At 34.5% G+C, this 24,439-nt stretch carries 19 protein-coding genes; all 19 read right to left on the bottom strand.

Translation table 11 applies throughout. The features are described from left to right. Positions 1–35: 35 nt before the first annotated feature. A complete protein-coding gene (locus tag G7035_RS00465; RefSeq protein ID WP_019686740.1) occupies positions 36–7,076 on the bottom strand; it encodes an NlpC/P60 family protein in 7,041 nt (2,346 codons plus the stop codon). A gap of 94 nt (positions 7,077–7,170) precedes the next feature. Further along, positions 7,171–7,605 carry a hypothetical protein gene (locus G7035_RS00470; RefSeq protein WP_019686739.1) on the bottom strand — a complete coding sequence of 145 codons (435 nt, stop codon included), beginning with the start codon at positions 7,603–7,605 and terminating at the stop codon, positions 7,171–7,173. After that, positions 7,589–8,071, bottom strand: a complete 483-nt coding sequence (locus G7035_RS00475) for a hypothetical protein (RefSeq protein WP_019686738.1) — start codon at positions 8,069–8,071, stop codon at positions 7,589–7,591. Before G7035_RS00475 ends, G7035_RS00470 begins: the two co-directional genes overlap by 17 nt. 129 nt (positions 8,072–8,200) lie before the next feature. Beyond that, positions 8,201–8,890 carry a hypothetical protein gene (locus G7035_RS00480; protein WP_019686737.1) on the bottom strand — a complete coding sequence of 230 codons (690 nt, stop codon included), beginning with the start codon at positions 8,888–8,890 and terminating at the stop codon, positions 8,201–8,203. A 66-nt stretch (positions 8,891–8,956) separates the two neighbouring features. Then, positions 8,957–9,700 (bottom strand): hypothetical protein, encoded by a 744-nt coding sequence (locus tag G7035_RS00485; RefSeq protein WP_019686736.1) that lies wholly within the window; start codon positions 9,698–9,700, stop codon positions 8,957–8,959. 22 nt (positions 9,701–9,722) lie between these two features. Beyond that, positions 9,723–10,442 (bottom strand): hypothetical protein, encoded by a 720-nt coding sequence (locus G7035_RS00490; RefSeq protein ID WP_019686735.1) that lies wholly within the window; start codon positions 10,440–10,442, stop codon positions 9,723–9,725. A gap of 2 nt (positions 10,443–10,444) precedes the next feature. Next, positions 10,445–10,918, bottom strand: coding sequence for a hypothetical protein (locus G7035_RS00495; RefSeq protein WP_029514965.1), 474 nt, complete (start codon positions 10,916–10,918; stop codon positions 10,445–10,447). Position 10,919: 1 nt separating this feature from the next. After that, positions 10,920–11,429: a hypothetical protein gene (locus G7035_RS00500; RefSeq protein WP_019686733.1), complete on the bottom strand. Its 510-nt coding sequence runs from the start codon at positions 11,427–11,429 to the stop codon at positions 10,920–10,922. A gap of 10 nt (positions 11,430–11,439) precedes the next feature. Next, the gene (locus G7035_RS00505; protein ID WP_019686732.1) at positions 11,440–12,612 is read right to left on the bottom strand and encodes an Ig-like domain-containing protein; all 1,173 of its coding nucleotides are present in this window, start codon (positions 12,610–12,612) and stop codon (positions 11,440–11,442) included. A 32-nt stretch (positions 12,613–12,644) separates the two neighbouring features. Beyond that, on the bottom strand, positions 12,645–13,034 hold the full coding sequence (locus tag G7035_RS00510) for a hypothetical protein (protein WP_019686731.1): 390 nt from the start codon (positions 13,032–13,034) through the stop codon (positions 12,645–12,647). A 5-nt stretch (positions 13,035–13,039) separates the two neighbouring features. Next, positions 13,040–13,510 (bottom strand): hypothetical protein, encoded by a 471-nt coding sequence (locus G7035_RS00515; protein WP_019686730.1) that lies wholly within the window; start codon positions 13,508–13,510, stop codon positions 13,040–13,042. A 59-nt stretch (positions 13,511–13,569) separates the two neighbouring features. Next, positions 13,570–14,721 (bottom strand): hypothetical protein, encoded by a 1,152-nt coding sequence (locus tag G7035_RS00520; RefSeq protein WP_019686729.1) that lies wholly within the window; start codon positions 14,719–14,721, stop codon positions 13,570–13,572. 28 nt (positions 14,722–14,749) lie between these two features. Then, entirely contained in the window at positions 14,750–15,238 is a 489-nt protein-coding gene (locus G7035_RS00525) for a hypothetical protein (protein WP_019686728.1), read from the bottom strand. Positions 15,239–15,255: 17 nt separating this feature from the next. Then, positions 15,256–16,254, bottom strand: a complete 999-nt coding sequence (locus G7035_RS00530; RefSeq protein WP_019686727.1) for an OmpH family outer membrane protein — start codon at positions 16,252–16,254, stop codon at positions 15,256–15,258. A gap of 13 nt (positions 16,255–16,267) precedes the next feature. Beyond that, entirely contained in the window at positions 16,268–17,815 is a 1,548-nt protein-coding gene (locus G7035_RS00535) for a hypothetical protein (RefSeq protein WP_029514962.1), read from the bottom strand. A gap of 6 nt (positions 17,816–17,821) precedes the next feature. After that, a complete protein-coding gene (locus G7035_RS00540; protein ID WP_019686725.1) occupies positions 17,822–19,495 on the bottom strand; it encodes a hypothetical protein in 1,674 nt (557 codons plus the stop codon). Positions 19,496–19,508: 13 nt separating this feature from the next. Next, complete coding sequence (locus G7035_RS00545) at positions 19,509–20,309, bottom strand: hypothetical protein (protein WP_154654537.1); 801 nt, start codon at positions 20,307–20,309, stop codon at positions 19,509–19,511. A gap of 305 nt (positions 20,310–20,614) precedes the next feature. Further along, positions 20,615–21,439 (bottom strand): hypothetical protein, encoded by an 825-nt coding sequence (locus tag G7035_RS00550; RefSeq protein ID WP_019686723.1) that lies wholly within the window; start codon positions 21,437–21,439, stop codon positions 20,615–20,617. Then, entirely contained in the window at positions 21,436–24,138 is a 2,703-nt protein-coding gene (locus tag G7035_RS00555; RefSeq protein ID WP_019686722.1) for an RNA dependent RNA polymerase, read from the bottom strand. Before G7035_RS00555 ends, G7035_RS00550 begins: the two co-directional genes overlap by 4 nt. Positions 24,139–24,439 lie beyond the last annotated feature (301 nt).

Here is a 24,439-nt window from a genome sequence, read left to right on the forward strand (position 1 = left end):
TATAAAAGAAGGGCTAAATTTAGCCCCCCAATTTCTTACTTTATATTTATGTCAAATCCATTACGTTTTAATTCTCTCATTAAAGTTTGAACATTATCTTTCATTGCTCTCTTATCACTGGAACCCTGCAAAGTAATTTCTGCATGATAATTATTTGTGATTCTGGAATCTGAATTATTGTTCGTTACAGGTGTAACCTTCGAAACATCAAATCCACCACTTATTTTATCAACGATACTGCGCGTAACATCCACAACTTTAATCAGATTAGCCGTATCGCTCTTATTAAGTATCAATTCCTTCTCATGAGCCAACAGGAACATGCCTTTACCGCCCATGTTATCGGGTGTCTTACCACCAGTTTCGGCACTAAATACTTTCTGTTTAACCAGATAGTCGTAGTTTCCATCTGGAAATCCCCATCTTGAGCGCATTGCATCATTTTCAGCTTTAAGAGACTGAAATTGTGCTTGAAGACTTTTAATTTTATTGTTATCTGGTTTCTTTTCGCGCTGTAACTGTGTAACTTGTCTAGAGATTGATTCGGCTTGTTGTTTGTTTGAAAGGTATTTCTGCCAATCTCCTTTTTGGTCGCTATTGCCCTTGCCATTTCCTGAACCATTTCCAATGCCTACACCTGAACCACTGCCTTTACCACCATTATCTAAATTCAAGAAATCATCAAGCTTGCTTTGATCCATAGTCAAACTATCACGCATATTCTGCATTTGTTTAGCTGTCTCGGTTGCTTGATCTTGAAGGAACGTAAAGAAATTAGAATACTCGCCTTTCAGTTCGTCTATGGTTGATTTAACTTTTGTCTTATCGTCTGACATAAGATTTTGCTTCATTCTGTAGTACCGTTGCTCATCTTCAAGGATATCGTCAAATTTACGCTCAGTTAAATCTTTTTCTCTCTCAATATTGTCCGTTATTGCATCGTGCGCTTTATCTTCAGCGTCTTTGGATTTATCAAGATATTTCTTACGGTCTTCAAGTTGGTCGCTCAGGTTTTCTTGACGTAGTTCGCGTTCACGATCTAATTTAAACTTGTCGATTTCCTCATTTTTAGCATCAATTTGTTCCTGTAAATCTTTTCGTCTAGCTTTAGCTTCGAATGAGTTATCTAGTAATTCCTTATTAAATCTATCCTGTAACTTCTGACGTTCATCAAGTTTCTTCTTTAATTCCTTTTCATAGTCGTCTGCTTCGTCAGAACGATTCATCGCTTTGATTCGGGCATTAATCATATCCTCAAAACGCTTTGCTTCATCGTCTATATTTTTTGTTGCCTGATCGTGACGCTTATCCTCAGCTTCTTTTTGTTTATCGATAGCCTTTAGAGCAATATCTTTTTGCTCTTCAACTTGTTTCTTATAATCCTCGATAATCTTATCGGCTGCATCAGATTTGATTCTTCTGATTGCGTTCTGGTACTCAAGAAGTTTCAGATTCAATTCTTCTTGTTGTTTTATGTATTCTTCCTTATTTTTAGCAGATAATTTTTCACTGACAATCATCTTGTCTAAATCAGCAATTGTTTTTCTGGTAATATTGCTTTGTTGATTATATAGAGAAATCTGTTTCTGCAATACCTTCTGATATTCTGGCGAATGTTCATCTAACGCTTCGAGTTGGGCATTTGTAACCTCTAATTCTCTACCGAGTTTCTCAACTTTTTCACTACTTTCGCCCAAATTACTATTGAATACAGCCACACGTTTTTCTTGAATACTATTGTCGAACTCTGCAATTTTGGCGTTATTATCTCTAATTTGCTTCTCGAATTCACCAGCAGTTATTTGCTTAGATGCTACCATCTTCTTCAATGACTCATTCTGCTTACGAACCTCATCTTGTTGCTTTGTCATGTAGCTTATTTGAGACATTTCTTCTTTACGCCATTTACTGGACGTTTCCGAATACATAGACTGCTTTGACTGAGAGATAGCGATTAAGTTATCTATATTATCTAGTTTATTTTGAGATTCAGTAATATAGTCATTAATCCAATTTACTCTATTTTGATATTGCTTTTCATCTAGTTCTGAATATGTTTTCTGTGCATCTTCCTTAGCCTTTGCCATATCAGAAGCAGAAGGGAGCGAATATTTGTTTTTAGATTTACCGCTAAACACACTAGAACTATCACCGTCATAATATCGAAGAACATTGCCAACATAATTCGTATCACCATAGACTTTACTACCAGTTTTCTGCTTTTGCATAGCAGAGAACTTCTTCATGTTCTCTACACTGTAGCCACCATTTTTATTGAAATATTCCAATATTCCTGGTCCCATATTATACATAGCTAGAGCAACGTCTACGTTACCTGTTTGATTGAGATATTTAGCAAACATAGCAGTTCCAGTTTTAATACTGCTTTCAACATTAGTGTTTTTACCAAGGCTGCTAACCTGCATTACATTTTTAATACCATTAGCGCCATTACCTGACTCTTGTTGAATGATCGCCTTAATTAACGCAGGGTCTACACCATTAGCTCCAGCATATTTGTTTATTAAGTCAGCGTTTTTCCCTGTGACCTTAGTAGACGAAGAAGTAGTGGGAGCTTGAATATCTGGAATAGCATTAGCACCGGGGATACGTCTGGCACCACTGTACCTATCTGCCCAGTATTTAGTGTTCAGATTCCCTTGCTTTAGTCCAGAATCACCCATCTGCATAAAGTTACCGTCACCCATGTAGAAACCGACATGTGAATTGGCTTTACCTTTGACAGTGTTAAAGAATACAAGGTCACCTTTTTGTAAATCCTTTTTATTGGTCACGGCTTGACCTTGTTTTACTTGCTCCTGCGTAGTTCGAGGAAGTTTGATATCAAGGAATTGTTTAAACATCTGTTGAACGAATAGAGAACAATCGGATACAGCGGTAGCAGTGAACTGGTCATAACTAACATTAGATTTAGCCGCTTGACTATACTTGAACGTTTTGGAAGAAGACAATGAAAGAGCTTCAGAAACCATTGAATCCAAACCAGTACCGCCTTTAGTAGTGGTAGTCACTTTTGTAGATACCAGTTTTGATGGATCAGCAATACCTTCCTTGAGTAGATTCTTTCGTTGTTCTATTAATTTGTTTTCTTGCTCAAGTGATTTACGGTATGCCGCAGACCCTTTACGCATTCTAGTTCGTTTATTTTCCAAATCGTCCTGTGCAGCAGCGACAGCTTTAAGTTTCTTCTGTGTTTCGGTTAAGATTTCATTAGTTTCTGACAAAGAATCGTTGTATTGGTCATTCTTCTTGGTGGCTTCTTTACTGACTCCTAAATCGGGGTCAGAGTAAATACCCAACATCTCTTTAGCAATCTTAGACTTCTCTTCAAGAGCAGATGTGAATTTATCTAATTCAGCTCTTTGTTCCTCTAAAGCCTTTGTTCGGAAAGTTGTTAATCCTTGACCTTCAGGTATTTGCTGATTCTTTGGAAGTAGCCCATTCAGAGCATCCCTAATACCATCTGTAATAGGTAGCTTACTTTTTGCTATTTCCTCATCAATCTTAGCAAGAGCTTTTTTGGCATCAGCTAAATCTTTTATGCTATTAAGTTCAAGTCCATAAGCTTTAATATTACTAATAACAGAATTGACGTTATTGATCTCTCTCTGTTTTTCACTTTCTAATGCTTGTTTGACCATCAGAATTTGAGCTTGTCTTAAATCCTCAATTGCTTTAGATTCTAGCACATATCCATCTTTGACCTTCTTAACACTCGCAGCCAATTGTGGGTTCTTCTTAATCAATTCTGCGACCGTTTCAGCACTTAGGTAGCCATTTTTCTGTTGGTCATACATGACTTGATTCAAAGATTTAAGTTCAGATGCAGAGTCATCTAATGTCTTGTTTAACTTTTCCCTAGATTCAGTAGCATCATCTGTAGCATTAGCCAATTTATTCGAAACACCAGCTAATTGATCGGTAGCATCAATATTAGCTGTATATTTTTGATACGCTTCATCCATTTCGCCAGTAAGTTTGTTCTGACTAATCGTTAAAGTTTCAACTTCTTTTTCAGCACTAGCTATCATCTGGTAATAGCCTTGAATAGTTTCAGGCGTTTTTGCGAACGATCCCATAATCGAATTATCGTTCAATAAAGTATTCAAATCTTTTTTATAATTAGCTAACTTACTTTTTGCTGTTTTAAGAAGTTCATCATTATTATTTTTCGCAGACTTTTTCTTTTCATAATCTACCCTTGAACTTTCAACATTAGCTTCTATTTCAGCCTGCTTCTTTTTCTTTAATAGTTCGATTTCATACTTGATTGCTTCTTCGCTAAAATTTGCCGCTTTTAATCTTTTCAAGCCATCTTCTTCAATTGTAATTCCAACAGCTTTATACATCTCTTCTAGTTGCTTTTGGGCATTTGCTTGTTGTTGGGCAGATAGAGTACCAGAATCGACTATTTTCTTATACTTCTGAATAGCATTAGTCAGTTTAGGCAGGAAATCAATTTGTCGTTTATATTGACTTATTTGTCGCTCTCTAGCTTCAATATTATCATTTATCTGTTGTGTCTCATCGCGTTGCGCTTTTTCTGCTGTACCCAATCCAAATGCCAATGAAGCTAATAGCCCTATTGCAAGTGATATACCAGCAGTTGCCACAGCCGTAGTAATAGCAGCTCTAGCCGCAGCAGCAGTTTGTTGATTGATTGCAACTGTTGTGAGTTCGGTTGCCACAGTTCTTCCAGCTTCAGCACTGGCGGCGGCTTTAGAATTTACCGCATTTGCAGCGGTTGCTACAGAATTGGCTGTCACTGCTGCTGTTTCTGTATTTGTAACAGAAACTAATCCCGATCTAATACCTCTTACAACGGTTAGCGAATCTATAACTGTTTTGATTGGTGATTTTAAAGTAAGAAACGCTGCACCTAATGCAACAACAGCAGTCGATACACCGAATACACTTGAAGGTATCTTTGTTAAACCAATAAATAATTGGTCTGTGATATCGAGTACACTCTTAATCATGGTACGCAATCCATCATTACCAGCAGTATTGAATATATCAATGAAAGAGGTTTTTACTTGTGATGCTTTACGAGAAATAGTGTCCATCTGTGTAGTCAAATATTCCAAAGTTGAACCAGTTGAACCAATAGAATATGCCGTACCAAGTAAAATATCACCCGGATTTAATGAAGCGGCTAATTTAGCATATTGATAAACACCACGAGAAATAGCAGCGTATGATTGTGTTAAATCATAGTTTTTATCAATGACTGCAATGGACAGATCTAGTAAGATGTCTTCAGCTTTGCGCCATTGTTCAACACCGTTTACAACGTCTTTAGTTTTGACACCTAATTTTTCAATCTCTGAAACGGCTTTACCTGTACGAATAGTACCCAATACTGTCTTCCACATGTTACCTAGATTTTCACCAGATAATGCGGTGTTACGCATACCCGATGAAATCAAACCGTTCATGAAATCAAAACTAACGCCTGTTTCTTGAGCAATTTTACCTGTGCGCTCAAATGCTGCGCCTAAGTCTCTAGCAGGAGCCATAGTTTCGTGCGCTACCTTACTCCAAGAATCAAGGATTCGACCACCATACAGTTGTGCATCATTTGTATTCTTAAGTTGCACACCATATTGAGCTAGCACCGATTCCATTGATTTTGTGGCATCTTCAAGACTCACCAAGTCAACAGTAGACAACATGGTAGATTGGCGAACTAGCGTCTGAACAACACCAACATCTTTATACATACGACCCCAGAGACGTGCAGACTCAATTACATCGTTAATGGCAGCGCCTTGATCGTGTGCGGTTTGGATGAATTGTCTGGATTGGTCATTGACCTTTTGCATATCCAAAGCACCATGTTGCAGACCTTTAAAATAATCTTCATTAGTTTGAATATAGCCAGCCATCTTAGTTTCAATGTCAACCATACCTTTGAAACCTTCTGAAATAGAAGAAAATACAGTCCCATATAATGCACCAGCAATTAGATGTGCTCCAATTGACTTGAATGCATGGCTAACCTTATCACCAAATGACTGAACTTGTGTGCTTGCAGTTTTAGCGGAAGATTCTAAATCTCTGAATCCTTGCTGAATCTGCTTAATTTTATTTTTCAGATTGGAATCATTGATATCTAATTTGGAAGCATTATTTAAAAGAGAAGTCAAATCAACTTGATTAACTGTTGACCCATATTTAGTATTTAAACGTTTAGCGCTTGCTTCGGCTTGTTGTTTAAACTCATTCAGATTTTGAAGTTTCTTTTGATTTGCACTCGTTTCAGCTATTTCTTGTTGGCGTAGGTTTCGAGTCCACCAATCAGCATATTCTTTTCTTGATTGTTGATTTTTTAACTCGGCGGCTCTTTGTAATTCAGCATTCTTTTGAACGCTTTGCTGTTGATTGGTGGATAGTTGTCTTTCTGAATCTCTAACTCGCTCCATGGACTTGATGCGTCCATTGTACATTTGATTAACTAAAGATTCTTGATCCTTTAGGACTTTGGCATGATTAATTATTTCATCATATTTTTTTACAATCCCGTTTTGATCAATATTTGCTGTAACTTTTTGTCCAGTTTCTTTGTTCTCATATGTATTTTTATATCCTACAACTTGCCCTTTGCCATTCTTGATTGCTTTTTCAGTAGCTAGGTTATACCCTTTTAGTTCTGATTCTAATTGTTTGATTGACTTTCTTTTCTTATCATAAGCTTCAGTCTCTTGCTGTAATTTCTGCCTATGTTCATCAACAATTTTATTCGACTTCGTAATAACAGAGTTATCTGCTAATCGTTGCTGAGTTACCTTTTCAATGGTTCCATCTAATCGTTTATATGTAGTAGTGGATTCGTTTACTACTTTATTCTGTTGTTCCATCGCTACATTCAATTTGTTTGCAGCGGCAACAAAGCTATTCATAGACTTAACGAAACTTTGATCTATATTTATCTTCACATTTAACTTTTGTAAAGACGGATGATTCGCCAATGCCTTTAGTTTTTCATTTACGGATTTTAAACTAGTACCGACATTTAAGTCGGCAGTCACTAATATTTTTAACATGTCATTCATAAGTTCTTGAATCACTTCCTTTTTATACTTTGCACTGAAAATTAAAATAAAAAAAAGAAGAGACTCAATATCTCTTCTTAATTATCTTTCCTATTTATTTCACTTCGACATTCAAACCCTGTCTAACTAACCCCTTATGTAGAGCAGCTACATGAGCATTTGTATTACGTAGTTCCTCAGCAGTTTTTTCTACGAATGGACGAGGACGACCAGAATAAGCGAACTCATGATCATATCCAGCCCCTGTCTCGACAACCTGTCCAACATTCTTATCGCCATCCATACGTCTACTTTCAATTGAGACAGTATCGTTACCTATCATATTTACTACAATGTTTTCATCGTCAGTCAAACCACCATGTTCTTTCTGTCGTTCATACATTGTAGGAGTGTATACATTATAGACTTCTTCCTGAACTTTCTCCTTCATTGTTTCCCTGACACTTTGTGCCACTTCAACTAGTAGAGATGCAGCGATTTTTTGCTTTATTAGCTTCTCAAGTTCTTTAAAGTTATTCGCTGTCGCCATTGTGTTCGGCCTCAACAGGTACAGTTGTCGTTTCGTTTGCTTTTCTTTCAATTTCATCAAAAGTAGATTTAATATCATTAAAACGTTTTTCTACTTTTCTTATTTGATCTTCAGGTAGTTTGTTCATTACTTCTACATAGATGTTTGTATTCAACAAGTTTTCATATACTTTAATCAAAGTTTGGAAATCATTTTTATTTGGAATAGGCAAATCAGTAAATTCACGCAGCATCAAAGTCATTCCGATTTGTTGAGCAATTCTACTGAACGTCAATTCTGTTAGTTCCGATGCCTCAATACCTTTAACGACTTCAACTAGTCCAGTAAAAATATTGTTGATTGAGGTATCTTTAAAGTGTTGATTAATAATTACGTCAAATTGTCCATCCAAAATTGGATATGTTCTTGTTTCATTAATTCCTTTACTTAATTTATTCAAGTCTGTTGCAGTCAGTTTTTTAGCCATTATTTATTCCTCCAATTTGTATGTAAGTCAACCTTCAAATCGTGACTCCTTTTGAGTCCCTATAAACGCAAAAAAGAAGTACCCATTTCAAGGTAGCTTCAATTTAATCAAATTCGTATTTTATCATGATTATTTCGTTTCACAGATTTTTGATAGCAAAGGCATGAAGTGTATACCATGTTCTCTTGCATAATCCATAAGTGCTTTCATATAAGTATCCTGTAATGTTCGCATATCAGTAAGTAATGAATGCCCTTGTTCGAACCCTTCAATTTCATCAACAGTTAACGAACAATATTTTGCAATATCTTCAGTAGTAGCTTTCAGTTCATTCCTAACCCAAGTGAAATTAATCCCAATTTGTTCATAAAAATGATCTGTTGTGGTGTAATTCATTTTACCCACCTCACTTCGAGATTCTAACTTTTTTTCAACTTTAGCAATGTCGTCTTTTGAAAACACAGACATAAACTTATCTAAATAAGATATATCCTCACTTTTTGATTGCATGTCATTCAGTTGTATTATATTTTTCATGAAGCGTTTAATGTCCCTGTGCATACTAAAACTCATTCGCTCTAAACCAATTCTGGTGAAATGCTTTATTATTAATCCTTCTATTAAAAGATTAAAATTAGGATTGATTTCATGTACCTTGTCATATATATCGTGATACTCAGAAACTAGAATTTCTATTTCACTATTTCTAAAATTCTCATAGTAACTAAACGTCCTATCGTCAATAATTACTTTTTTTAATGTGAATGTATTATCGACAGCTTTAGATACTTCGTCTATTGTTAAATCTTTCTCACACATTCACTATCCCTCTTTAATGTAATAACAGGGGAACTTAGTCCCCTGTGTTTATGTAATTAGTTGTTGTTATTCGTCTTCCAGCACATCGATAATAACCATAGCCGTGGAATTCGTATCCTTCAATACCTCACACGTAAACGTAAAAGGCTGTGGATCTCCAGAGCTTGCCATATTGATTTTGAAGTTAGGTTGTACTTTTAACTTGGGAATTGTGTACAATGCTTCAACATCAACACCATCTTCTGTACGCCACAGAGTAGTTCCTTCAAGCAAGTATGTACCCGGAAAAATATCAGATGTAATTGTTAGACTTTTAGTAGTAGTAGGAGCATTGTAATAATAATCAGCAATAACTCTGTCTCCTTCAGTTAGCCCTGCAAAAGTCATACTTTGTGATACTGGCGTAGCTGCTACAAGCTTTTCATCCATAACTGTTCCATTAGTTGTCTTAAAGAAGAAAGATTTTTTACTTGCTAGTGGCTCTTTAGTAAGTTCAATTGTTCCACCAGTACCAGCAGTAATGACTTCTTTCTTGTGGACAGGTTTAGCACCAGCTTTAAATTCAGAACCAGTGAGAACACCCAGAGATTCTTTACTAATCAAAGCATCTTCCATGTTCATAGTGGCATCTTTTTCAGAATCCCATCCAATCAGCTTGGGGTGTCCCTTTCCGCCACGGGCATAAACTGACGATCCTTGGAATTCCAAAGATGATGTAGTCAAACTTTCAAGATATGCTTTTGGTTCTCCTGTTCGAACGTCCTTCAAAACAACGTCCATAATTTCGCGTGAGCCGTAACGATCACCCATTAATAAGTTCCTCCAATGAATATTATTCTTTTATTTTTGAAAGCCAATGCTCCAGTTTTATTTGCTTGGAATCTGCTCCATGAATTAGAGCATTTATATTGACCTCATAATCTTTAGTAATTTTTAGTCGGTTAAATTGGTCATTGAATTGTAGGTAATTCAAATCGTAGACATTGAAAATATTGATTCCATTCGCATTAGCTGCAACTATAGAAATCAAATCGTAAAGCGTAAGCTTATCATCGTCACTTGAATCAGCTTTGAGTTCTTGTATTCTTTTCTTTCTGGCTAAGATTCTTTCTTTAAGCTTTTTGGCTCGTTCATTCGCAGGATTGAAGTCGTCATTTTTCAAAGCTACAATTGCACAATTCTGAATTTTAATTATTTCTGTTATGGCTGTTAAATCTTCATAATAGACCTCTATCTCGTCTAAATATAAATTTCCGTTTTCAGTGATTACAAACTTGCCATCTAAGAAGAACTCAATTGAATTCAAGTAAGCATTTAAGAACTCAGCATCTCCTGACCTAACTATTAGTTCAGAAAGGTGCATGTCTTTATACTCATCATTTAAATCAGGGAAAATTGTTTCTTTTGAAACAGCAGCCACACTTAAACACTGGTTATATGTATCAAGTCCTTTTTCAGCTATGCTTCGCAAACTTTTTGGTTTAATCACAATTCCATTATGGTATGAAGGAAGGTTTGCTAACGTCTTCATTTTAATGTCTTGGATATTCAAGACTACTTAAAATCCCAAAGTTTGTACTGCAAATAAAAGCCTACATACTTTTCATTAACAAACATTTCATCCATACGATAGAATTCCAATTTACCAATACCAAGCTCCCTATTTTCATTAAACAATTCATCAATACAAACTAGAATATGGTCATATCTCAACATTTCATAGTCGGTAGAAATTAAATCCTTATGCACAATGATTTGAAAATGAAGTAATCCAGATTTAAACGAATTTTTTACTGGACGGTAGTCTTTAAACGAAAAGGTAAGGTAAGAGGAAGCTGTATCAGCTAATTTTGGAACATGACCATAGGGGAAGATCTTATTACTAATCAGTTCCGAGGTGTCTTCAATGTCTGGTTTATCTAGGTAATTACCATCATCATAATGTAATGCTTTACAAAGTTCTTGAGAGCTGGTTAACTGCTGAAGCACGACTAGACGATTTTCCCCCAATTCTTGAAACCTAGACATGTTAATTCACAATGAAATCTGGTTTAATTTCATATTTCACATACCCACTTGTGGACACATCTCTTGTACTGTCAAAGGTACTAATAACTTTGTCAATTTGATCAAGTGTTAAAGGATTAGTGCGATGCAATTCTGCCCCTAGATTGTCACGGGCAATTACTCTATAATAGTCGCCATTTCTTTTCAAATCGCCTAATTCATAAGTAATTGTCACACACTTTAAGCTGTCAAGAGCGCTACCCTTATCAGCATGTTTGCTTTTTGCAAAAGCTAATTTAAGTTTGTTATCTGTTGAAATCGAATATGAATAATCATAAGCCGCATCAATTACAACGTCCAAATCTGCATCAATAATTTCTACTGCTTTCAGTGCATTAAGAATAACGTCACCATCAATACCAGAAGAATGTTGTTTTGATTCAGGCAGTGTACTGAAGATGAGCCAGTTGTTGTTTGTTCCCTGAACGAATTGTTCCAATTTCAATTCAGCGAGTTTAATAATTGTCTCCATAATTACCTCCTTATAATAATGATTTGATTTCTATTTTCTTGCTAATTTGAGATAGACCGCTACTGTTTTCAACGTGCAACAATACATAACCCTTTTTGTTACTAGCTTTAATCTTGCAAGTATTTTCAGTATCGTTTTGTTCTGTTATGGTGGCAAGCGTTGTGACTTCTCCATCTAAACCAGTAATCCAAAACCGACTCTTATCTACTTGTTGCGTACCGTTGTTTCTGAAAATCCCGGTGAAAGTTTTGATCATATTATATTTAATAAAATCATCACCTGTGATTTCAGCCGAGTAATTATTGACTACATCTTCTATTACATTTAACTGAATAGAATCGGACACATCTTTGTACTCTGCTCTAACAACACATGAACCTTTTGCAATTGCAGTTATCATTCCATTTTCATCAATAGTGACTATGCTTTCGTCTGACGAATAATATGTAACTACTGCTTGAATTGGAACATCTCGATTAGTCACCTTGACATTCAACTGTAAAGTCTCGTCAACTTTGAATGCCGTAACATCTCGATTCAGAATATCAACTTTATAGTCAACAACTTTTCCATAGTAATCAGCGATGCCTAATTCTAAATTATCGGTTGTAGAATTGTATGTATCTGATTTAAAACTTAGATTTACTAATCCTTCATCACTCACAAAATCAACATCATTTACTTTGAATAAATCCCCACCAATAATGAACCTTTGATCTCGACGAATTTTAACCGTATCTTCGTTTTTTGGAAGCACAGTCTGTCTTCGTCCGTCTACGAGGTTCATTATCTTCCCTTCTTCAATACCGAAACTTGAACGTGTATTAAAGTAAACAACCGATGGATAAGAAACGATATTACCTGTTTCGTCTAGCCATTTTAAATAAATATTACACATTTCCATTTTACTGGATTGATACATCCGATTGTCTTGAGGAAGAAGATTGATTAAATAATCATGACCTTTATACGAAACAATATCTCCAGCATGAAAAGAGCCGATAATTCCAATAATCTTTAATACGTTATCTTTCGTGGTTTGCTGGATAATGCTTTTAACTTTTTGGTTATTTATCATTACCTCATAAGCTTCAGGTGAATTGTCAAGTAGTTCACTAAAGCCAGAAACTGCATAATCATCAAATTCATTTGTTTCATAGCCACTATAATATGTATCTTTCATTAAATACCATGATGATGATATATCTATCACCTCTAATCGTAGAAACTTGATTCTTTTAGCTTATTTATTGTGGTTTGGTTTGACTTTGCAAGGCTCTCAAGCCTAGCATTGGTGACTCTTTTTGAATCTCCCATTCCTGTAAGACTAATGTCTTTACCCACAATGCTATTTAATTTGATTATTCTGTCTAGCTCTCTTTCCATATAAGCCTGATACATTAAAGAAGACAACAGGGATATTTCTGAAGTAGATAATTCCTTCTCAAACTCAAAAGAATCTTCGTTCCAATTTAACAAATATAGATCTAACTCGAAATACCCTAATGCAGTATTAAAAAATTCATGAATCAAGCCTTCTGGAAAAAGCGATTTCTTTTGAGGTTTGGAATGAAATGATTGAATAACTTTCTCATAGGAAGTCACTTTTATCACTCCTTGTTAAATTTCAAACCTGTATATTCTTCAATAAATTTAATTTTCTCAAAGTCATTGAGTTTATTCTTTTTGCTCACGTTCAAGAGCAGGTGTTTTTGGTTTTCAGTCACAACTTTTTTCTCAATATTATCTTTAAATGAATTGAATGTTTTTAGATTGATAATCCGTTCAATCTCTTCTGCGGTAAGAATCTCCTGTTTTACTTCTCCGTCTTCAGACTCAAAGTCTAAATGAACACGCAAATCTCTATCTTCAATATAAATTCTTGGATTAGATCCCATTCCATCTGTTCCAGTAAATAAGTTATTACCGTTATTTACTTGGGCTTCAATTTCTTCTCGTGTAAGCTTTACAGTCTTATTGGCTGCAATCTTTACGTCACCATTTTTTAAAATACGTTTAATAAACAAATCCCAATTACACAGATTTTTAATTAGTACTTTTTCATCCATATTTAGTTCCATAGTCGACCACCTTTTTAGTAAAGAGGGGAAATCCCCTCTTATGATTTTATCTTTTAGTTTTACTGTCCAACTTGTTGCACTTCGTAAGAAGTATCGTTAATTAGACCAATTTCATACTCACGACCTTTAACGACATCGGCTGCGATTTCCATATCAAAACGTGTAATTTCTGTACCTGTGGTAATATCGTTTGCAGACATACTTGTTAATCCACCACGCTGGAATGTTTGCAATGGAGAAATACCACCTTGAGGAATAACAAACAGCAAACCTTCTGGCAGATACTTTGTAAAATTGGCTCCATCCGCAGTCAATTTTGTGAAGTTGTATTGATTAGGAATCTCAACAACTGGCGCACCATTATAAGTTTTCAACAGTCCAGTTTGCATAATTTCGTCCATTACTGCTTGAGATAGAAATGTATTTTTCAAATCTGTTGCGTCAGCTTTGAATCCAGCAAAATCATTCAGTTGACTAATCACATTGTAATCGCCAACTAGAGAAGGACGTCCATTTGGTCGAACATCTTTCATAACTTCGTCTACTGCTGCTTTAACAATTCCATGAGCTTCTTTGTAATACTTAACACCATTTGCATTCTTAATTGCATTGAAAAGAGTAGCTACTACATAGAGCATGAAGTTATTCATCATATCTGTTTTCACTTGTTGAATACCTTCAGATACTTTATCTAAATTTCCGCTTGCGATTTCACGGTAATTAACAGCATAACCGCTAGAAATTGTTTGAGTTTTAATTGGGTATTCATCCCAAGCAACCGTAGGGAAATTTACATCGCCTTGAGAAGCTTGAAAGTTACTGCGGATTGATTCATGTTTACGAGTAGTAACCATTGGTTGAACATCGTAACCAATCTGCTTATGATCACCAAAGAAGCTGGCAAGTTTGATTTCATTCAAAAGGTGCGGCTCAATCGAGAAGCGCTGAATGGTATTCAATTCATGTCGTGCCATAGAATCACCGCGAGACACTCTTTGCGCCAAATTTTTAACATGATTCATGACTGTATCTACGTTTTTACCATACTTACTGTAGTCTTTATCGTTGACAATGGCAGAAAAGATTTCAACCATAGGAGACTTACTGTTGAATTTAAATTCAAATGCATCATCTCTTTGGATGTTTTGATGCGTATTTACCTCGAAAAACTGTTTAACAAAATTTTTGAAATTGAAACCTGTGTTGCTCATAATATTATATTCCTCCAAATTTTATGTATTAGTTAGTAACTACTTCACAATAGAATCCTTTGTCACCAAAAGAAGTTTTCTCAATAACTAGAAGCTTAACTTTGTAATCTGCCGCCTCAGCAATGGTCACTTTTTTCCATTTTCCTGCATCTACACCATCGTCGGCTACATTTGTTGACACTAGAACATCTTTAACGTTCACGTCTTGGTATGCATCCTTAACAATTCTATAATCAAGTTCAACTGGCAAACCAGCAAGATCAGAGAGACGGAAAGAGCGGACATATTCACCGATTTCAATTTTAAAATCTTTACTATTACGAATTTCTGGCTTATCAATGATATTCCCAGCAACATACACATCTCCTTTTGCCTGAGCTGGTGTAGCAGGAACAGGAGATTCATTCAGAATTCTATCAGGAATTACTGTCATTCCATCTAACAAAACACTTTTAGCTTTACCTCTAGGATTGTTGCGCACCTGTTTATACGCACCGATTGTACCAAATTTAAACATATCTTTTCCTCCGTTTATTAATATAGTTTTGTGATATCGTTATCAACGCTGCCGTTACTATTGCTTTCGAATACATCGCCAAAAATTGCATCACTTTTTTGATGTTGTACATTGGTTGGATTCTTTCTTGCTTTAATTACTTGACCAGCAATTGCTGAATTGATTTCGTTAATAATCTCATTGATCTTTCCTTGTTGCGGTTCTTTTGAGAATTGTTCAACTTTATTTTTAACAATCTCTTTTTCGCTATCGCTGTACTCAGACAGTTTCTGATTCAATTCCGCTACCAAAAGTTTATCCTCATTTTGTTTTTTATAATTACGTAGTTCATTTAGTTCATTCGTCAATGTCCCAACCTGTTCAGTAAGCCCACTAACCTTTTCTTCTAATTCTTTGCTCATTTTTTCTTCCTCCTTATTGTTATAACTATTCATTTCAATCAAAATAGCCTTATCATCTGATGGTTCAATTCCAATAATAGCAACTCCCGTATAATCGTAAATCATGGGAATACGACCTTCGCCACCTTGATTGTTTTCATAAATAATAGTTTCATTGTCTCCATTAGCTTTATTGCAAATTTCTACTGATGTATCTGGAAACTCTTTATCGTATAATTTAGTTTTTATCCAATCTACAAAATTAGGATAGCGTTGTTCATATATATAGCCTTCACCTATTAATGCTCTAATAGTTTCACCGTCAACCTCGATATCATCTATGTATGCACCTTCAGTTGTTCCAACAGTTGTACTGTATTCAAACAGCACCTTATTATCTTTGGTATTACTTAAGCCATGACCCATCGGTTCTGATTTGTCGCAATCCAAAAACTCAACACATATTGGCATCCCTTTTAATGAATCAATATTATTAAGGACATACTGTTCTTTCCAACTAATCCCATTTTTATTCCATTTATTTGGATCGTTGTAGATTTCATGTATAATCCATTTAATATATCGTCTTCCTGTTATCTTCTTGTTTTCTGATAACTCAAAAATCCTATTTTTCAAAAGTTCACCTCCTTTACCCCTTCTCTTTTGATGGTGCTGGATTTTCATTGTTATTATTTGTTTTTGTCTTAACTGTATGTTCGCTCTCAGGATTTAGATTTTCTGGCTTTTTATCATTATTGCTCTGAGTAAAAGAGGTTTGATGCACTGGATATTTTTGATCAAACTTTTCTTCTCTTTCTCTATCCATAAGTGATAAGTAAGCTTCTGGAGGGATACCAATTGAACTAATCCAAGCCATCAAAGAACCGCCAGCATGAGTATACAAATCCTTCATGTGGCCGATTTTCTCATTTCTATTTAAATGTGTAATGGGAAGATAGGTTAGAATAATCGGGTTTTTCATGTCTTTAATAACATTCAAATTAATTACCTTATTCAATTCTTCCACAATTTGTTCTAACCATGTAAATACTTCGGCTGTAATTAGATTTAAGTTCGTTTGTTGACTTGAATAATTGCCCTTGTCACCATTGAGGGCAGACACAGCAAATCCCAAGTCGGTTGATATTTTCTTCAACAGGTCTTCATCTTTAATTTTTGTTAAAATATCTGAGTCTACTTCTATATTTTCAAGTTTTGTCCCGGCTGCCAAAGAAACTAGGTTTTGTCCATTACTGTTTCTTCGCGCAAACAAAGCCTTCTTTAAACTCTCATGTTGATTTTTTTGTTGTGTCAAAGTTAAAGTAGACTGACCTTTTTCATTACTCTCTGGAAATGTATGAACAACTAAGTTGCCATTAGTTTCATCAATAACATTCCTTTTAGTGTCTGAGAACAATTGATCGAATAATATATCAACAAAGGCTTGAAGACCGCGAGGTATACCCCATTGGTCGGATATGTTGACACCGACTTTTAACGTTATCGTTTTATCATTGTCCATTACATACCAATTTTTATTTCTTTCTTTGAGATATTTTTGATAAGCGTTCCTAATTTCTTTTGGATACTTTCTCAACTTATTTGCCAATCCATTAGTTCTGTATTGATCAAAGTAACTCAAATCAAATGCCGAAACGTAACTAGTATCTTTTGTCCCAACAATTTTGCAATAATTAGAAGGTAGTGTTAAAACGCTGCACTTAATTATTTCATTGGTATTAATTTCGTTAATATACCTTAATTCATCGTTAGAAAATGAACCTTGCGTTTTAGGTTGTTCATTTGTTTCAAGATAGCCAAAATATGTTCCTTCGATACCAAGTTTGAGTAAAATGTCTCTAACGATTAATTTATGTTTTGAAACTCTCAAGGCATCATTGAACTTATCTATATTTTTATGGCTTTTTTTAGATTTTTGAAGTTCATAAACAATATGATCTAGTGTAGGAAGGCTAACCATATAATTAATTACTCTAGAATAAACACCATTACTAAAATAAAGATATTTGGACACATCTCTTATTTGTTGATTATAAATTACTGGATCAGATACCCATCTTTTTATATCTTCTAAGGTACTAGATCTATAATTCAGTATGCTGCTGTCTATCCACTGTAAATCGACATATGAATTGAACTCATAAGAATTTTCCTCTGTATTTGTAATTAGTTTCACCTCCGATTAATTAAAAAAGAATCCAAAGTCGTATTGGTCTTCTTTATTTGATTTTAAATTTTCATCTTCAAGCTCGTATATGTATTGCAATCCATATCCCAAGCTAGTAACCCTGTCACGCTTTGTTTGTTTTGTTATTCTGATATACTGTATATTATTATTTTCGGTAGTTTCTTGTTTTATATTGCTCAGTTCTGAGACCAAAGCATCTGTATTCAAAATTAATGAAAATTCTTCTAATGTCATTTTTTCGTCTTCTTCTTCGAATTCATCTGCAATTGCTCTTCTTAAAAGTCTCAGACTCTTATCTTCAAAACAAGCTTTCATATATGTATACATTAAATTATTAGAAGCCTGAGTTGCATTCACTCTTCTTATTAAAGGAATTGCACCTTTAATCTTCATTGCTTTTTCGTCGTCATCGGGAACCAAGGGTGGACATTCAATAATTTTTCCAGAATCATCCTTGTATTCCCAAGGTTCTGCAAAGAATCTAGGTAAAGATTGCCCATTGCCTCTAACGTCAATAATTAGCTTTATTGTGTTAGGAAACTTTAATAGTAAGTTTCTTAGAAAGTCATGTTGTTCTGGTAAATCCATTCCTTTATGTGCCTTTATGTAAACCACTTCTTTTATGTATGTTCCATTCGATTTTTCTTTCAACTTTATTACAGTGGTAGCTGCATTATCATTTTGCTTATTTCCGCTAATTGCTACATCATGACTAATGACATAACTAACAGTAGATTTGTGTGGTTGTCCTAGTTCGCCCTTGTTAACAATTCTAGATTGTTCTGTCAGTTCATAAGGATAGTATGAATCGCCTGAACTGCCCACAAATATTGCTCCATACTCGTATTCAAACATCTCTTCTGTCATACTAATTTTATTACGCTCTTTTTCAATACCTTCTTCTGATAATATGCCTTCATCAATACCAATCTGATAAGGGAAAGCTGCCACAAAGTAATCCTTGCTTCCATTTTTCATTTCTGTATAATGCTTCATAAATCTCTGATAGAAAGAACTTGTTTTTAAATATGCAGATGATATGTAAATCATTTTTCCACTCTCTATAGGTAGGAGCCTTTTTAGTTTTCCTTGTAGCGTAAGAAGTGTACTTCTTTTCGTTTGGGTCATCGGTGATAGGATTTCTGATATCACTCTGTCCGTTACAATTCTAGCTTCATCAACCAAAATCATATTAAAACGCCATGATCTTGCACTTTCTCCGTCATGACCCAACACAATTGCACGTATTTCAGAGTTATTATGAAAAATTACTACACAATCATCTTTGCCTGTCCTAATATCCTTGATTTCTCTAGCAACGTTTGGATTATTCATTAGTTCGCCTTTTATTTTTTGAATAATCACATTTCTGGCTTGCTGTCCTTTACCAGAGGCTATTCCTAGCTTTATGTTACTGTATAGAATCCCAACACATATAAAAAACACTGCTGAGATAAATGATTTTGTTAGTCCTCGACATGCAACAATCATAATTTCAGTATGTCTTCCCATTGCTCTTAACGTAAGACGCTGAAACGGCGACAAAGTTATTCCAAGTACATCAACCGCAAATTCATCTATGTAATATCTATAGTACGAAATGAATTCTACCCATTTTTCTACCTTAATATCGCTGGTGTCATTTATATTTAAGTTACTATTATCCATATAATTAAACCCTTTACACAGACTTATCAACATGCTTTTGATTTTCAAGCAAGCGATCATACAGGTCTTTGTCAAATGGGACATGTTCATATACATATGTTCCATTTTCAACTGTGTCTACAATCTTACTAAGGCTTCCTGATGATAAATCTTTATTTCTACTACTTTCCGCAAAATTTGCTGATTTTGATAAATCGTCGAATATTTTTTTAGCTGATTCATATTTTTTATCCGCTCCAGCTACTCCACTAGACATTTCATCAAAACATTTGTCCATATGAAGGCTTGCTTTGCATATTTTTCTAGCGTAATCCATATGTGATGTATTAATAATTTTGAAGTCTTTCATAAGACCACTCAAATAATTATTTAAAAATTCAATATCTTCATTCGGGTAAGTCCCTCTCCATTTTTCACTATATCCATAATCATTGTTGACATTTTCTGTTGCTAGAATTTCTTTTTTGAATTCACTATCATGAAATGTAAGTGTCTTATTTTGAGACAAGGACAATTCTTTAAGATATTTGCCAAAGTTACATTCATTTTTGATCCACGACGAATGAATGTATGGACGATTCAACATACGCAATACATCTATAACCTTGTCGATATATCCAACGTCTTTGCTATTACCCATATACTTTTGAATACAGTTTTTATGTACTGGAAAATATTCTGGCTCAAACCCATCATTATTGTGTTTGTAACACATATTAGTGGTGAGACTCACATCTTTACCACAAAAAAGACATTTAAGAATACCTATATTCGTGTGATTTTTTTCGTTTTTTATGTTAATCACCCATTTCATTTCATTATTTAATTATCTTTTTAATTGGTCATTGCTCGACATTATCAAATTATCACCGAATAAAAAGAAGAGGATGTAAGTTTCAATTAGAAACCCACATCCCAAGAGGTTCAACCATCTTTGCTCGGAGAATGATTGATTATAAGGAGGTAAAAAAGTGTTGCTGATTGAGAAAAAAACAAATAAGGTCAATTGGAGGGCTGCCTAGTAGTATGAGGACTAGACAGCAAATAAATACAATTGTAAATCTGAGAAAAGGTTGTTCACTCCTTCTCTCCAATATTGAATAATACCATAATATAGTCTTAATTTTTATTCTTCATATAATACTTTGCATTAATTTCTTTTCTGCGCTTCTTTAAACATACTTTGCAATATCTTGTGTTCTTATGTTTTACTTCAATCTCTTTACCACATTTATCACACACTATGTATTTGGGCATACTATCGCGAATATGATTTAACGTCTTTCCCTTTATACTTTTATTGAAATAATTTATCACATAATTCTCTTCTGTGAATATTGTTTCATTCCTATATTCCCATCCATGTTCTTGTTCATATCGTTCTGGTGTTTTATACAAATCAAACAAATGATCGATCCAGCCATTCACCAGTTCAACATATTCATCCCATGTTAATGAAAGCTTTTTATTTGATGAGTTTGCCTTTGCCTGTTCTGCTAAATCAAAAGATCGTTTAATCTCTTCTTCTATTTCTTTTGTGTCTATATGTATATTTCCATCTTGTTTTAGCTGTCCAATTACTTCATAATATTTATTTGCTGCTGTGCTTAACAGTCGGTAATACTCTTTGTCCAAGTACACTTCACTATCAAAATGATAGGCGTACAGATTGTTGATCCTGATTCTGATAAAATCGATGTAGTCTAATTCATCATAACTATATCTGTTTCGGTTGTTAAAGTATTCGAATTTCTTATGCCTGTCAAACATTTCAATCAATTCTTTATCGTTTTGCAACAAAGAATCAACAACCCTGTATTTATATGATAGTTTCCTCTTCTTTAGTTTCAATTTGCTACCCCATAGAGTTTCTTTGAATTCTTCAATTAGAGCAGGATCGTGCGTTTCAGTATATTCTTCTAGTATTGTAGACAATAATTTCAATTACATTTCTCCTTTACTGTTTCTTTGAAAGTATAGTATCTCCCCAGGTACTCTTTAGCCCCTTCGGTTTCTTTGCTACATTCTTCTATTTGGTATCTATATTTGCTATCTGAATTTTGCTGAAGATTAGACAGCATCTCTTCCCCAAACAATGACCAACATAAAACTTTATCGCTAGAAATGTTAGTATAAGAAATCTTGATAACATAATTGGCAAGTTCTTTTTTATTGTTATGTATGGAATACAGTAATTCTTCGTATTCAGTAAATATATTGTTTAGCGCCTTACCTCTTTTACCCTGATTGATTAACTGTTTAAATTCAGCATTGAAATTTGAAATGACTATTTTTATTTTCTCCATTAACTGCTTATCGGTAAGACTCGGTTCAATCTTTTTATCAATTAATAAGTGTCCATTGTTCACCACATTTATGTTTTTCCACATTCCTTTTTCCCAATGCCATCTATCAACATATCTACACAACTCATTCATTGCAGATGGAGAATCAAAAACGTTATACGGAATTTTTTTATCAATACCTCTTTTTTCATATTCCTTATTTTTCTTTTTTATCTTCTCGTACATTTCTTTTTCCTTCGGATATTTATAAATAAGAAAGTGTGGCAGCTTTTTGGCCTTATTTCTCATTATCTTCGGTATGCTCCATCTTAATCCTGTTTTCCGATAATCGATTTCTTTGCCCTGTGCCAGCCGCAAAAAGGCTATACTATCCTTATTAAAACTTATTGTTTTTTCATCTTCTGAGCGTTGATTTATCAAAGATGTAGCTGTGTTTGTAATTTCACCAATTCTGCTGTCACGGCTATTCAATTCAAACTTAACTATGGCATCTATGTTATATTTTAGTGATTTGGATGTTGCTTTATCCTCAACATCAATGACTATTGGACGTTGAATTACCGAATCAATAATTGACATATCATTACATAAATAGAATCCATCCCCATCCAAATCTGCGCCGCCCTGCTGCGGTAAAGAAAGATCGTACATATTAAACATAACGATATCTTGATTAGTGAAGTAGTCAAAGTATTTTTTAGTAATCTCATTTTCCACTATATTTACCTTGTTTACTTCACTTACGTCCATTAGTGGCGATCTGAAGGAAACCACTTCTCCAACTGGCAAAGTCTTTACGAATATTTCTCCAGCTTTTAAGCAGCCTACTACTGGAAGTCCAGCCGCATATTCAAGATAACCTATAATATCACCAATGCCAGTATGGTAGAATCCATCAACATATATCTTGCCCTGCTTGGCTTCTTTTATTTGTTTGTCTAGCAATCGACGAATAGAAGACTTAACTGAAGGATCATTGATCATAATGGGATTTGTTAAAATAGCATTGATGTAATTACTTGTTGAAGTGTAGCCTTGTGTATCTCCAATTCCTAGTAGTTTTAATGTATAAAATAGATCACCATTGATAATCTTTTCAAATATATCAGTAGTATACCTAGCCAACTTAACCATTTTTCCATCGTTCTTAATATCGAGAATGTCATATTCTTTGTCTTTATTGTTGAAGCTCTCAATATATTTTGGATTGTCTAAATCTAGACACTGCAAATATTGAAAATTCATTCTGGTTTTGAGTGGAGACTTTGACTTATCATGTGAATACTTGCTTATACCAATTTGTTCTAATCCATATTTCTCAGTGCGTTTCACATATTCATCCCAAGGTGTCTTTTCGGCTGTGTTAGGAAAAGTCTTTTTAAATAGCCCATATGCCTTCCACATTGAAACGTTCCATATACAATCAATGTCCTCAACTCTGTGTGATTTACCAAACACATCAACAATATGAGTTACACTACGTTCAGCATAATATTCCTCTATAGGTGCTTCAACTGACACACCTTTCATAAATGGTTTTCGGATTTGACCTAATACTACATCAAACATTTTTGAAACATGTGGTTTATGTACGCCGAATCCATCAAATGGTGAAATCTCAACATCATGATAACCCTCTTCTATCTTCTTATCAGTAAAACTATATTCTTTTCCTGTTTTCTTATCTACACCTGTCATTGGAGTCAACTTTGCATATCTAATATACTGATCTTTTAATGTCTTCTTGTATTCATCGATAATCACTATGTAAGGTGGTCTTCCTTCCACAAACGTACAGGAAGTAAATAGTAAATTCCTTTGTGCTTCATATTTGCTTGTGACTACTGTATCAGGCGTAACACCTAATTGACTGGCTTCAATTAAAACTTCGCTTATATCCTCAACAACAAAATTAGTAACTCCATCGCTTCCAATACTATAACGTACATATTTCTTATCATTAAAAATGAAACCATTGCGAATGATATGTTCCAGATGCTTATCCTTTTTCTTGTTCTTTGGAGCTTCGACAAAAATCATATCATCAATGTAAGGTATAATTCGCTTCTTCTTTTTGACCTTCAAACTAATATAATTAATCAGTGGAAAATGATTATACCTCTTGGACAGGCGATAGGTCGTCTTTTTGTTTTGACAGTCTGTTTCCTGATTATTTAATCTACGATAATTCATTATAAATTGAAGTACAGCGTTGTTCTGCTGCTCGACAAACAAATGACGATAATCAGAATAATCCATAGACAAGTTATAATCTGATTCAATGAGTTGATCAATGTTAATTTTGACAATATTGTATTGTATAGTTTTAGTTTTCAATAAATAAGTCCTCCTTTAATGTTTAAGAACCCAAATTACAGACAGTCACTTGTGACTGGATGACGTAGCAATAGCGTAGCGCTTGCGGAGACTCTTTTGACCTTGATCTTTAAAAGCTTAAGTGCAAGGGAAACTCAGTGGCAATAAAACTATTCCGCTACGCTGCATAGTAGTATTGCTTGTCACCGTTTCCCCTCTTGCCTTTGGCAATTCACCCCTATGCTCCTAATTTGGTATATCTTTCTGTTCTGCTTTCTCTTTGTACAGATAGATTCCAATAAAAAGCACCAAAAGCATCTAA

Origin of the sequence: Paenibacillus polymyxa (genome assembly GCF_015710975.1) — a bacterium.
Lineage (GTDB): Bacteria > Bacillota > Bacilli > Paenibacillales > Paenibacillaceae > Paenibacillus > Paenibacillus polymyxa.